We start from the raw sequence: 12,565 nt of genomic DNA, 5'->3' as shown, positions 1-12,565 counted from the left end.
CAAATGGCCGCCCGAAGGCGGCCATTTCATGCAAGGCTCAGCGTATTATTCGGCGCTGTCGCCTTCAGGGTTACGCGCGTTGTAGTATGCCTGTTCGGAGATCGCGTGATAGTCCTCGACCTTCTCCTGGAAAGCCTGATAGGACTCGTAAATCCGCGTTGCCATCTCGCTGGATTCTGCCAGCTCTGCAACGACATCTGCCGAGTGTTCACGTGCCTGCGCTAATACGTCATCAGGAATGCGTCGCAGCTCGACATCATGCTCGTTGACCAGTGTTTCCAGCGCATCATTGTTACGCGCGGTGTACTCGTCCAGCACGTTGGCATTGACGTCGCGTACCGCGGTTTTCAGGATCGCTTGCAGATCCGCCGGAAGTTCGGCCATTGCCTCTTCGTTGACGATCGCCTCGAACATCACGGTCGGCTCGTGCCAGCCCGGATAGTAGTAGTAATCCGCCGCCTGGTGCAGGCCAAAGGCCAGGTCGTTATAAGGACCAATCCACTCGGTTGCGTCGATCGCGCCCGACTGCAGCGAGGTAAAAATCTCACCGCCCGGCATGTTCACGATCGCCACGCCCATGCGGTTCATGACTTCACCGCCCAGGCCTGGCATACGCATTTTCAGGCCATCCAGGTCATCAACCGAGTTGATCTCCTTGTTGTACCAGCCGCCCATTTGCACGCCTGAGGCACCGGCCACCAATACGTCGACGCCAAATTCATCGTAAAGCTCGTTCCACAGCTCCATCCCGCCACCGAAGTGTAGCCAGGCGTTCATTTCCTGAGCGTTCATGCCAAACGGCACAGCGGCAAAGAACTGGGCAGCGGGGGCTTTGCCCTTCCAGTAATAGGAAGCGGAATGACCAAGCTCAGCGGTACCGTCGGAAACGGCGTCAAATACCTCAAACCCTGGCACCAGCTGACCGGCACCAAAGACTTCGATGGTCAGGCGGCCATCCGACATTTCATCCACAAGCTCGGCAAGACGCTCGGGGCCTTGGCCGACACCCGGGAAGTTTTTCGGCCAGGATGTGACCATCTTCCAGCGGAATTCTTCTTCTTGAGCCTGGGCGTGATTATCAATGCTCGACACCGCCAGCAAACTGGCGGACATGGCGGTCGTCATGGCAATGGCGACGGGGAGTGTTTTTACTTTCATAAATGAACCCTCTAGCTTTCTATTATTACTGTTATGGGTAGGAAAACACCGCTCAGCCATGTGCTTCAGGCGTTGGACCAAGCGGCTTGCTGCAAATGGTTAATGAGTTATTTAACTGCGTAAGTACTAGGTTGTCACGTCCTTGCGTTGATAGCAGCGTCGACTTTCAACTTATTGCTAGCCGCCGAACTGCGCGGGCAGCCACGTTGCCAACTGCGGAAAGAACGTCAGCATCAGCAACATGCCCAACTGCATCAGGATAAACGGAATCACCCCGCGATAGATCGCCGAAGTCGGCACTGACGGCGGCGCCACCCCACGCAGATAAAAGAGAGCAAAGCCGAACGGTGGCGTCAAGAACGACGTTTGTAGGTTAATCGCAATCATGATGCCGAGCCAGATCGGATCAAGCCCCATGGCGAGCAGAATCGGGCCGACGATGGGCACCACCACGAAGGTAATTTCGATAAAGTCGAGAATGAAACCCAGCAGGAAGATAACCAGCATCACGATGATCGTTGCGCCCACCACGCCGCCGGGCATACCTTCAAACAGCTCGGTGACCATGTGCTCGCCACCATAAGCCCGGAATACCAGCGAAAACAGCGCCGCCCCGATCAGAATCAGAAACACCATGGTGGTGACGTTGGTCGTCGAACGCAGAACGTCTTTCAGGGTCGCCATATCCAACTGGCGATAGGCTAGCGCCAACACCAGGGCGCCAAAGGCGCCCACGGCGGACGCTTCGGTAGGTGTCGCAAAGCCACTGAGGATCGACCCAAGCACCGCCACAATCAGCACCACGGGTGGCACCAGACCTTTGAGCAGCAACATGCCAAGCCCCGAGGTGTGACCAAGCTCTTCCATCAACTCCTTTCGATCAGCGGCGGGGGCCATGCTCGGGCGCCACCATGCGATGAGCGCTACGTAAACCATGTACATGACCACGAGGATTAAACCCGGCACCAGTGCGCCCATGAAGAGATCACCCACCGATACCGTTTTCGGGCTAAAAATCCCCATATCCAGCTGCGCTTGCTGATACGCCGATGACAAAACGTCACCCAGTAGTACCAGCGCGATGGAAGGGGGAATAATCTGACCCAGCGTGCCGGTGGCACAAATCGTCCCCGTCGCAAGCGAGGTGCTGTAGCCACGCTTCAACATCGTCGGCAACGACATCAGGCCCATGGTGACCACGGTTGCCCCCACGATGCCTGTGGATGCGGCCATCAGCATGCCTACCAGCGTCACCGAGATACCCAAGCCACCGCGCATGGCACCAAACAGCAGTGCCATGGCATCGAGCAGCGTTTCGGCGACTTTGGATTTCTCGAGCAAAACCCCCATCAAGACAAATAGCGGCACCGCCAACAGCGTCTGGTTGGTCATGATGCCGTATAGTCGGTTGGGCAGCGCGGCAAGATAGCCACCATCGAAATTGGCATCGATTCCCATGGCTTGGAGGCCCAGCCCCATACCGGCAAACAGCAGCGCCGTGCCCGCCAGCGAGAGCGCCACGGGAAAGCCGAACATCAGGACAATACAGATGACGGCAAATAAAACAATCGGCATGAATTCCAGCATCAAAGGCGCTCCTCATGATGGTCATCATCTTCGGCGGGCGCTATCCGTCCGGCCAGCACATAACCATTGCGTACAACTTCAATGACGCCTTGAACGATCATCAGCAATGCAAATAGCGGTATCAGGGTTTTCAGTGCGAACACGGCCGGAATGCCGCCGTGATCAGGGGAGCTTTCGAGGATGCGCCAGGAATTGGCCACGTAACCCATGCTCGATGCAATGATGAACACCATCACCGGCATCAATAACGTCACAATGCCCACCACATTGATAAGGGCCTGACGGCGTGGCGACATTCCCCGGTAGAAGATGTCGACCCGCACATGACCGTCGTGCCGAAAGGTATAAGCCGCGGCAAGCATAAAGACGCTGGCATGCATGTACATCACCAGCTCTTGCATAAAGATACTGTTCACGCTGAACGCATAGCGGAGCAGTACAATCGCGAACTGAATCAGCATCATGATGATGATCAGCCACGCAAGGGATCGCCCGAACCACTCTGAAGCGCGGTCCAGCGCACCTATCAACGCAGGTAGTTTTGTTGTGTCCGACATGGAAGTGTCTCGCGTAAAACGGCTAAGAGGAGTCAGCGCCCCAGACAATAGCGCAAATACGCAGACATTGCAGCGTCCCTTAACAGCGAGACGCGCTTATCTATTAAACGCTTGCGCGAATCGCCGCTAGACAGGCTTCAGGAAGCGGCAAATCGACGGCAATGGGCAGATGGTCAGAGAACAGATGATCCAGTACCTGCACATCCACCACCTCGAGAGACTGGGAGAGCAGAATATGGTCCAGCGCTCGCCGCGGCTGCCAGGATGGGTAGCTCAGCAGGGGTTTTACCGGGTGTAGCGGCAGGGCGTCATTGAAGCGCTCGTGGGCATGCAACTGATCCGGTGTGCAGTTCAGATCCCCCATTACCACCACATGGCGCAGCGGCTGGATGATTTCACTGAGGTAGTTGAGCTGCCGCACGCGACCGCGATGGCTCAGCGCCAGATGCGCGACAAAGATATGCAGCGCATCCGGCCCCTCACCAAAGCGCGCGTGGATGGCACCCCGCCCCGGCATTGCGCCTGGCAAACGATGCTCCTCTATCTGACTGGGAACCATCCGCGACAGCAGCCCGTTGCTGTGCTGAGCAATACGGCCCAGATTGCGGTTCAACTGCTGGAAATGGTGGGGCAATCCCGACTTGGCGGACAGGTATTCGACCTGGTTAACGCGGCTGGAGCGAAAGCTGCCGCCATCGACTTCCTGAAGCCCGACCACATCGAACCTGCCCATCACCTCGGCCATCAATGCCAGCCGCTGCAAGCGTTGGGGATGGGGCAGAAGATGCTGCCAGCTGCGCGTTACGTAGTGATGATACGCCGAGGTCTGAATACCGACCTGGAGATTAAACGTTAACAGACGCAAGTGGCCGCTGCTCAGCAGCGGCGCGTGTGCCTCCAGCTCGTTCATGCAAAACCCCGTGGTGAATGCAGCGTCACAAAGCGTTACTCTTGGCGCGCTTCACGGACCTGATCAACCAGGGCGTCGGCGATATTGGGCATGTTTTCAAGGCTACCGGCGCTGCTTGGCGTCACGACATAGCGACCATCGACCACCAGCGCGGGCACACCCATCAGGCGCATATCGCGCATGCGGCTATTGGCTTTGTTCACGTTGCTACGAACGTTAAAGGCCGTGAGGGCTTCCTTGGCTTCCTCTTCGCTAACGCCATAATCGGTGAAAAAGGCGGCGATCTCGTCTTCATCGGTCAGAGAACGCTCGTCCTGGTGGATGGCGTCGAAAAAATCCGCGTGCAGGTCCTCTTCAATACCGAGTTCTTTCGCGGCGTAGAAGGCGTTGGCATGGGTATTCCAGTCGCCGCCCATGGTCGCCGGCATTTTTTCAACCGTCACGTCATCATCGAGGGTTTCGTACCACTCATTAACATGTGATTGCAGGCGATAGCAGTGCGGGCAGCCAAACCAGAATACCTCCAGCACTTCTATTTGCCCCTCCTCAACCTGCGTCTCAACCGGCTCGTCGAGCACTTCGTAGTGCTGTCCTTCAACCAACTCTTGGGCACTGACCGCCGCTGACAAGCTTAGTCCGGCAACCGCAACCATTAACGTTTTCAACATAGTGACTTTTCTCCGTGGGAAAGCGACCTTGTGACCCCAGCGTTCGGCTGGGGTTCCACGCTTGGCAAAACAAGTGATTAATAACATGAGCTTATTGAGGGCGGTCGTTTAATTCAAACCCAGCAGATAATTAGCTACCGCCTGCATGTCGTCATCGCTCATTTTTGTCGCGATATCACGCATCACGCCGTTAGGGTCGTTGTCCCTGTCGCCGGCGGCAAAGTCCTGCAGGGTGCTGACCGTGTAATCGATTTGCAGCCCCGAGAGTGCTGGATAAGCCGCACTGCCTATTCCCCGGCCGGTCGGCGTATGGCAGGCACTGCAGGCCGGAATGCCATTCTCCCTGTCACCGGCCCGGTACAGCTCTTCACCACGGGCCAACAGCGCTTCGTCATCATCCGCCTGGCCAAGATGAGGCTCCTGCCCGGCGTAAAAAGCGGCCACGTCCCAGGCGTCCTGGTCATCAAAATTATCCACCTGACCCGCCATCTGCGGCACCTCACGGCGGCCATCACGAATATCCATGATTTGTTTGGCAAGGTACGACATCTGCTGGCCCGCCAAATGAGGAAATGTCGGTGTAGGGCTGATACCAGCTTGCCCGTGACAAGCCGCACAGGGCGTTGCCAGGGTTTCACCGGCGGCCGCGTCAGCCTCCGACCGAGGATCTGCCGCAGCGCTCCCCGCGGCACCCAGGGAAATGGCCAGGCTTGCCAGTAATGTTCTCATCGCAATTCCATTATGGTTGGTGTTATCAAAGCCTCCGCACGACACACAAGCTGACACGTTGGTCGCTGCCCGGCAGAGCACGGTGTTACACTACCCGCGGGCCATAGAAACCCATTTGTGTGCAGTATAGCGAAGCCTCCAAATTGCAGAAATCTTGTCGCGCATTGTTGGTCACCTTATTGATTGTTTTTATCTTTGTTTGTCAGGATTAATGCCATGCCTACCCCCCATGATAGTTCAGCTGTGCGACTTAATTACCCCACCGCGCAATTTATGACCAGCGCGCCTACACTCGCCCTCTGCCCGGACGATACCGGTGCCGAAGTCGCGTTTGCCGGGCGCTCGAACGCCGGGAAATCCAGTGCGATCAATGCCCTTACCCAGCAGAAAGCGCTGGCCCGCACCTCGCGTACGCCGGGGCGCACCCAGTTAATCAACTTCTTTAGCGTCATGAATGATGAGGCATACCGCCTGGTCGATCTCCCCGGATATGGTTACGCCAAAGTCCCCGAAACGGTCAAGCTGGAATGGCAGCAGCACATGTCTGACTACCTGCGCGGCCGCTTCAGCCTGCGCGGGTTGGTGCTGTTGATGGATGTACGCCATCCGCTCACCGAGTTTGACCAGATGATGCTGGGGTTCGCCGACCAGCGTGACATGCCGGTGCATATTCTGCTCACCAAGGCCGACAAGCTGAAAAAGGGCCCGGCCAACGCGGCGTTGCAGCAAGTGCGATCACGCCTGAAGGAGTGGGAGGACCTGGTATCGGTTCAACTGTTCTCGTCGCTCAAGCGTGACGGGGTCGACACCCTCGCACAGCGTCTGGACCAGTGGTTGAAGACGCCTCAATAGGGCGTCTTCAACGCCGCCAGCACGCCGCGCAGCTCTCTCACATGGCCAATCTGATGGACGCCCTTGGGCAGCGCGTCGTGACGCTCCTCGCTGATCCACACAGCGTGCATGCCCAACCGCAGGGCCGGGACTATGTCTTCTTCCCAGGAATCGCCCACGTGCATGGCGTTGTGCGGCGCGACCTCGAAGCGTTCAAGCGCGGCCAGAAACGCCGTGGGGTCGGGCTTGGGGGCCAATAGTTCACCGGCGGCGATCGCCACTTCAAAGTAACCCGCCAACGGTTGACGTTTGAGGTGGATATTACCGTTGGTAATGGCCGCCAGCCGATAGCGTTGCCCAAGGTCTGACAATAACTCGGCGGCTTCGGGGTGCGGCGTCACCTGTACGCGCAAACGATGGAATTCGTTCATGGCAGCGGCGGCCCACAGCGTTGCAGCGCTGCGCGGCAAGCCTTGGGTCTCGAGCTGCGCTTCCAGGGCACGTAAACGCAGCCAGGTAAAGTCGCCACGTCGTTCGGGCACTTCCAAGGCCAATCGCTTTCGGCGTTGCAGATAATCCTCAAGCCCTTGATCAAACCCTAGCCCCCACGACGGCCAGCAACGTTCGGCCAACCAAGCGGCGAGGTTTTCACGCAGCCAGCCGTAATGCCCGGTTTCCGTTCGCGCCATCACGCCGCTGTTATCCCAGAGGGTATCGTCCAGATCAAAGGTAATCGCTTTGAGTGAGGTCATGGCTCGCTCCGTGGGCGGCGTTTTGCGCGAGGGTGCGCGGCGTCATAGCTGGTTGCCAGGTGCTGCCAGTCCAGCCGCGTATAGACCTGGGTGGTCGAAAGGTTGGCATGCCCCAGCAACTCTTGCACCGCACGCAGGTCCTGGCTGGATTCGAGCAAATGGCTGGCGAATGAATGGCGCAGCCGGTGAGGATGCAAATGCTCGGGTAGCCCACGCTCAATGGCAAGCAATGCCAGGCGCTTCTGGATCGCCCGATGCCCCAGGCGTGCCCCACGCTGGCCGACAAACAGCGCTTTTTCAGCGTCAGGCGCCCAATGGGAGCGTACGCTCAACCAGGCCGCCAGCGCCTGCCGGGCTCGACGCCCCACCGGCACCTGGCGGGGCTTGCCGCCTTTTCCCAGCACGCGTACGCGATGGTCCTGAAGAGCCTCAAGGTCGAGTGACGCCAGCTCCGCCAAGCGCAACCCACTCGAATAGAGCAGTTCCAGCATTGCCTGATCGCGGCGCGCCAGTGGCGAGTCATCGTGGGGCGTATCCAGAAAGCGCGCCAGCGTATCGACATCCACCGGGCGCGGTAAGTGCTGGGGTTGCTTGGGTGTACGGACCAGATCCAGCGGGTTATCGGCGATGACGCCCTGCTTCACCAGGTAATCGGCGAAGCGCGATAACGCCGCGCGGCGCCTGGCAAGGCTGCGTGGCGCAAGCCCCCGGCGGCGCTCTTCCCCCAAAAACGCGCGCAGCAGATGCTGGTCGAACGCGGCGGCATCGTCGTCCTGGCGCTCAATAAACCCGCACAGCGCGCCAATATCCTGGCGGTAAGCAGCCACCGTCGCCTCGCTTGCGTGGCGTGCGAGCGAGGCGAGAAACGCCTCAGCGTGCTGGCGGGTAGCGTCGTCATTCATGGGTGGGCGTCAGGCGAATCAGCAGCCGTGCCACGATATCGCCAAGGTACTCGGTAAACAGCGTATCCATACTGGCGCGGTACTGATCGGCATCGGGGCTGGCAATCAGCAAGTACCCCAGCGGCTCACCCGCAGAAAGCCGCGAAATGGCGCATGACCCCGCCTTGCGTGGCGCTTTGACGTGGGGTAACAAGCACTTCCAGTCGCTGACGCTGAGTTTGGCGCAACGACTGGTGCGGCCATCGAGCAACGCCGCCAACCGGGCACTGGCATGCTGATCCAGCACATGCCGGGGCGGCTGCGGGAGTGAGGGTTCGTCGTCGCTTAATGTCGCGGGGCACCATAGCGCCATGGCGGGGGTGTTGAAGCGCTCACTAAGCTGCGTGGCCAACGCCTGGGCCAAAGCGTCACGCGTGTCGGCCTCCACCAGCGCCAGCAACGTTTCGCGCAGCCGTCGGTACTGGGCCTCGTTATGGCGAGCGGTTTCCAGCAAATGCTCAAGACGCCCTTCGGCGGTCTCGGCGCGCTGGCGTAAGTCGATCACCAGGCGCTCGAGGAGCGACACCGCCCCTTCAATATGCGGATGAGGAACCTGCAACTGCTGCAGCAGCCCTTCCCGCCCCACGAAAAAATCGGGATGACGCGCCAGCCAAAACGCGACTTGATCGGGGTCGAGCGTTTTGCGCGGTTCTGGGGCTTGGGACATCGCCGTTCTCCTTGGGTTAGTCAAAGACTGCTTGCTCTATCGGTTGTTCAAAAGCGCTAGTAAATCGCTACCCGGCCGTCGAAGACATGCGTCGCCGGCCCCACCATGATCAGGGGTGACTCGGGTGACGACCACTCGACACTCAATTCGCCGCCGAGTAAATGGACGCGCACCGGGCTTTTTAACAGCCCCTGGCGGATACCACTGGCAACGGCGGCGCAGGCCCCGGTACCACAGGCTAGCGTTTCGCCACTACCGCGTTCAAATACCCGTAGCCGGATTTCGCTTGCCGACAGCACCTGCATGAACCCCACGTTCACTCGCTGAGGAAAACGCTGATGCGCTTCGAGCAGCGGACCCAAACGCGCGACGGGAGCGGTATCAATGTCATCGACCTGAAGCACCGCATGGGGGTTGCCCATCGATACCACACCCAGTTGCAGCGTTTCACCATCCACCTCGACATCGTGCAGCGGCTGGTCGCCCGGGGCGTCGAACGGCACGGCTGCCGGATTAAAGCGCGGCTGACCCATGTCGACACGCACCAGGCCGTCGTGCTGAACATTCAACACCAGCGGTCCGCCAGCGGTTTCAACACGAATTTCGTGCTTGTGGGTCAGACGCTGTTCACGGACAAAGCGCGCAAAGCAGCGCGCCCCATTACCGCAGTTTTCGACTTCGCTGCCATCAGCGTTGTAAATCCGGTAGCGAAAGTCCATATCAGGGTCGCGGGGCGGCTCCACGATCAGCAGTTGGTCAAAACCGATGCCAAAACGCCGATCCGCCAGTTGGCGTATTTGCTCGTCGCGCAGGCGGGCGCGCTGGGTGACCAGGTCGACCACCATAAAGTCGTTGCCGAGGCCGTGCATTTTGGTGAAGTGCAAAAGCATTAGCAGCCTCCTTCGGGCAGCAAGGCTTCACCGGACCACAGGCTTTCCAGCGTTTCACGGGCGCGGACCAGATGACAACGTTCGCCGTCTACCATCACTTCAGCGGGGCGCGGGCGGCTGTTGTAGTTGGAGGCCATGACAAACCCATAGGCGCCGGCGGACCGCACGGCCAGCAGGTCGCCCGCGGCAATCGCCAACTCGCGTTCTTGACCCAAAAAGTCGCCCGTTTCACAGACCGGCCCCACCACATCGTAGATTGAGGTTTCGCGCGCTGATCGCGTATCCACCGGGACAATGGCCTGCCATGCCTGATACAGCGCCGGGCGTATCAGATCGTTCATGGCGGCATCCACGATGGCAAAGTTCTTGGTTTCGCCAGGTTTTAAAAACTCCACACGGGTGAGCATGATCCCCGCATTGGCGGCAATCGAACGACCGGGTTCGAACAGCAGCGTCAGTTGCTCGCCGCCTTCCCAATGCGACAGGCGCGAGAGTAGCTGGCTTGCGTAGTCAAACGGGTGCGGCGGGGTTTCATCCCGGTAGGGCACGCCAAGGCCGCCGCCCAGGTCCAGATGGTCGATCTCGATGCCACGCTCGCGCAGGCGCTCCATGAGCACCAGTAAACGCTCCAGCGCATCCAGAAACGGCGCGGTTTCGGTAAGCTGCGAACCAATATGGCAATCCAGGCCCTTGACCTGCAGGTTGGGCAGACTTGCGGCCAGTTCGTACACCGTCAGGGCATCGTCGACGGGAATGCCGAACTTGTTGTCCTTAAGGCCAGTGGAAATGTATGGGTGGGTACCCGCGTCCACATCGGGATTGACCCGCAGCGACACCGGGGCCACCTTGCCAAGCTCACCCGCCACGGCGTTCAGCCGCTCGAGCTCGGGGCGTGACTCGACGTTGAAACATTTGATGCCCACTTCAAGTGCCCGGGCCATTTCATGGGGCTGCTTGGCCACGCCGGAAAACACGACCTTGTCCGGGTCACCGCCCGCCTTGAGCACGCGCTCAAGCTCGCCCACCGACACAATGTCAAAACCCGCTCCCAGCTTGGCCAACAGCCCCAGCACGGCGAGATTGGAGTTTGCCTTTACCGCGTAGCAAATCAGGTGTGGATGGCCGCCCAACGCTTCGGTGTAGGCGCGGAAATGGCGCGTCAGTGTTGCCTTTGAATAGACATAACAAGGCGTGCCGTATGTCTCGGCGATACGGTCAAGCGGGACATCTTCAGCAAAAAGCAGGCCGTCACGGTCGTTAAAATGATCCATTTAACCCTCCTGCTGATCGACATTATCGTCATCGGGCAGGTAGAGCGGCCCTTTTTGTCCACAGCCGACCAGCAACAGGGCCACCACGGCGAGTAAGGCAATTTTTTTCATAGTGCCCCCCCTTTCAAGGTTGCCAGTGCCTCGCGGGCACGCTGGGCGGCGGCACGCACCTGGTCGGGGGCCGTTCCGCCGATGTGATTGCGCGCGGCCACAGAGCCCTCCAGCGTCAGCACCTCGAATACATCCTGCTCAATAGTGGCCGAGAACTGCTTGAGTTCATCTAGCGTCATTTCTGAAAGGTCTTTTTCAGTCCTCAGGCCATAGGCCACCGACTGACCGACGATCTCATGGGCATCACGGAAGGCCACCCCTTTGCGCACCAGATAGTCAGCCAGGTCGGTGGCCGTGGAAAAGCCTTTGCGCGCCGCTTCAAACATGCTGGCTTTTTTCGGCTCGATGGCCGGCACCATGTCGGCGAACGCTTTCAGGCAATCACGCACGGTATCCACGGCGTCAAACAGGGGTTCCTTGTCTTCCTGATTGTCCTTGTTATAGGCCAGCGGCTGGGACTTCATCAGGGTCAGCAGGCTCATCAAGTGGCCATAGATGCGGCCCGTCTTGCCACGCACCAGCTCAGGCACATCGGGGTTTTTCTTCTGCGGCATGATCGACGAGCCGGTACAGAAGCGGTCGGGCAAATCGATAAAATCGAACTGGGCGCTGGTCCACAGCACCAGTTCTTCGCTCATGCGCGACAGGTGCATCAACAGGATACTGGCGAAGCTGGTGAATTCGATGGCGAAGTCGCGATCGGACACGGCGTCCAGCGAGTTTTCCGCCGGGCGCTCAAAGCCCAGCAGTTCGGCGGTCACGTGACGATCGATCGGGTAGGTGGTACCGGCCAGCGCCGCAGCACCGAGGGGCATCACGTTGATCCGCTTGCGGCAGTCCAGCAGGCGCTCGTGGTCACGGGCGACCATCTCTTGCCAGGCCAGCAAGTGGTGGCCAAAAGTCACCGGCTGGGCGGTCTGCAAGTGGGTAAAACCGGGCATGATGGTATCGGCTTCGCGGTCAGCAAGCTCGATCATTCCCTCGCGCAGGCGGACAAGCTCGGCTTCTATGACGTCGATGGCGTCGCGCATGAACAAGCGAATATCAGTGGCCACCTGATCATTGCGCGAACGCCCGGTGTGAAGCTTTTTGCCGGTAATACCGATCTTGTCGGTCAGCCGGGCTTCGATGTTCATGTGCACGTCTTCCAGCGGCACCGACCACTCAAACTCATCGCGCTCGATTTCGCCCTTGATCTCACTCAGGCCGTTGATAATCGCGTCACGCTCGTCGTCGGTCAGCACGCCGACGCGCGCCAGCATCGTGGCGTGGGCGATAGATCCCTGGATATCCTGGCGCGCCAGGCGTTGATCAAAATTGACGGACGCGGTAAAGCGTTCAACAAAGGCGTCGGTGGGCTCGCTGAAGCGACCGCCCCAAGACTGGTTCGTAGCTTGGCTCATCGGAGGCATATCCTGCTGACAAAACAATTAGAGTCGATAGCGGAAAGTGTAACAGAGTCGCCCTCGGGAGCGGCACGCCGTTTTTATCAC

Annotated in this window: 14 protein-coding genes; 1 reads left to right on the top strand and 13 read right to left on the bottom strand. The window is 59.2% G+C overall.

Annotation, left to right across the window (positions count from 1 at the left end):
- Positions 1-45: 45 nt before the first annotated feature.
- The 6 genes from QC816_RS07600 to QC816_RS07575 all read right to left on the bottom strand — a co-directional run bounded on the left by QC816_RS07600 (position 46) and on the right by QC816_RS07575 (position 5,609).
- Positions 46-1,158 (bottom strand): TRAP transporter substrate-binding protein, encoded by a 1,113-nt coding sequence (locus QC816_RS07600; RefSeq protein ID WP_199284263.1) that lies wholly within the window; start codon positions 1,156-1,158, stop codon positions 46-48.
- A gap of 177 nt (positions 1,159-1,335) precedes the next feature.
- Positions 1,336-2,745 (bottom strand): TRAP transporter large permease, encoded by a 1,410-nt coding sequence (locus tag QC816_RS07595; protein WP_085918083.1) that lies wholly within the window; start codon positions 2,743-2,745, stop codon positions 1,336-1,338.
- On the bottom strand, positions 2,745-3,302 hold the full coding sequence (locus tag QC816_RS07590) for a TRAP transporter small permease subunit (protein ID WP_085918082.1): 558 nt from the start codon (positions 3,300-3,302) through the stop codon (positions 2,745-2,747). Before QC816_RS07590 ends, QC816_RS07595 begins: the two co-directional genes overlap by 1 nt.
- Before the next feature lie 103 nt (positions 3,303-3,405).
- Positions 3,406-4,212, bottom strand: a complete 807-nt coding sequence (locus tag QC816_RS07585) for an endonuclease/exonuclease/phosphatase family protein (protein ID WP_309781517.1) — start codon at positions 4,210-4,212, stop codon at positions 3,406-3,408.
- A gap of 35 nt (positions 4,213-4,247) precedes the next feature.
- Positions 4,248-4,880: a thiol:disulfide interchange protein DsbA/DsbL gene (locus QC816_RS07580; protein ID WP_085918080.1), complete on the bottom strand. Its 633-nt coding sequence runs from the start codon at positions 4,878-4,880 to the stop codon at positions 4,248-4,250.
- Positions 4,881-4,988: 108 nt separating this feature from the next.
- Positions 4,989-5,609 carry a c-type cytochrome gene (locus QC816_RS07575; RefSeq protein WP_085918079.1) on the bottom strand — a complete coding sequence of 207 codons (621 nt, stop codon included), beginning with the start codon at positions 5,607-5,609 and terminating at the stop codon, positions 4,989-4,991.
- A 216-nt stretch (positions 5,610-5,825) separates the two neighbouring features.
- On the opposite strand from QC816_RS07575, the gene yihA reads away from it, so the two are divergent.
- A complete protein-coding gene (gene yihA, locus QC816_RS07570; RefSeq protein WP_085918078.1) occupies positions 5,826-6,461 on the top strand; it encodes a ribosome biogenesis GTP-binding protein YihA/YsxC in 636 nt (211 codons plus the stop codon).
- On the opposite strand, the gene QC816_RS07565 is transcribed toward yihA, so the two are convergent.
- From QC816_RS07565 to argH, 7 genes are read right to left on the bottom strand one after another with little or no spacing between them, the layout of a single operon-like run.
- The gene (locus QC816_RS07565; protein WP_085918077.1) at positions 6,455-7,192 is read right to left on the bottom strand and encodes an HAD family hydrolase; all 738 of its coding nucleotides are present in this window, start codon (positions 7,190-7,192) and stop codon (positions 6,455-6,457) included. The two genes, yihA and QC816_RS07565, sit on opposite strands and share 7 nt — an antisense overlap.
- Positions 7,189-8,094 carry a tyrosine recombinase XerC gene (locus tag QC816_RS07560; protein ID WP_309781516.1) on the bottom strand — a complete coding sequence of 302 codons (906 nt, stop codon included), beginning with the start codon at positions 8,092-8,094 and terminating at the stop codon, positions 7,189-7,191. The genes QC816_RS07565 and QC816_RS07560 overlap by 4 nt, the downstream gene beginning before the upstream one ends.
- A complete protein-coding gene (locus QC816_RS07555) occupies positions 8,087-8,800 on the bottom strand; it encodes a DUF484 family protein (protein ID WP_085918075.1) in 714 nt (237 codons plus the stop codon). Before QC816_RS07555 ends, QC816_RS07560 begins: the two co-directional genes overlap by 8 nt.
- Before the next feature lie 56 nt (positions 8,801-8,856).
- Complete coding sequence (dapF, locus tag QC816_RS07550; protein ID WP_309781515.1) at positions 8,857-9,690, bottom strand: diaminopimelate epimerase; 834 nt, start codon at positions 9,688-9,690, stop codon at positions 8,857-8,859.
- Positions 9,690-10,961, bottom strand: a complete 1,272-nt coding sequence (gene lysA / locus QC816_RS07545; RefSeq protein WP_309781514.1) for a diaminopimelate decarboxylase — start codon at positions 10,959-10,961, stop codon at positions 9,690-9,692. Before lysA ends, dapF begins: the two co-directional genes overlap by 1 nt.
- Positions 10,962-11,072 (bottom strand): LPS translocon maturation chaperone LptM, encoded by a 111-nt coding sequence (gene lptM, locus QC816_RS07540; protein ID WP_082925969.1) that lies wholly within the window; start codon positions 11,070-11,072, stop codon positions 10,962-10,964.
- A complete protein-coding gene (argH, locus tag QC816_RS07535; protein WP_199284267.1) occupies positions 11,069-12,475 on the bottom strand; it encodes an argininosuccinate lyase in 1,407 nt (468 codons plus the stop codon). The genes lptM and argH overlap by 4 nt, the downstream gene beginning before the upstream one ends.
- Between the last annotated feature and the right edge of the window lie 90 nt (positions 12,476-12,565).

This window comes from Vreelandella janggokensis, from assembly GCF_031451615.1.
Classification (GTDB): domain Bacteria; phylum Pseudomonadota; class Gammaproteobacteria; order Pseudomonadales; family Halomonadaceae; genus Vreelandella; species Vreelandella janggokensis.
This window is presented reverse-complemented; position numbering and strand designations above follow the sequence as displayed.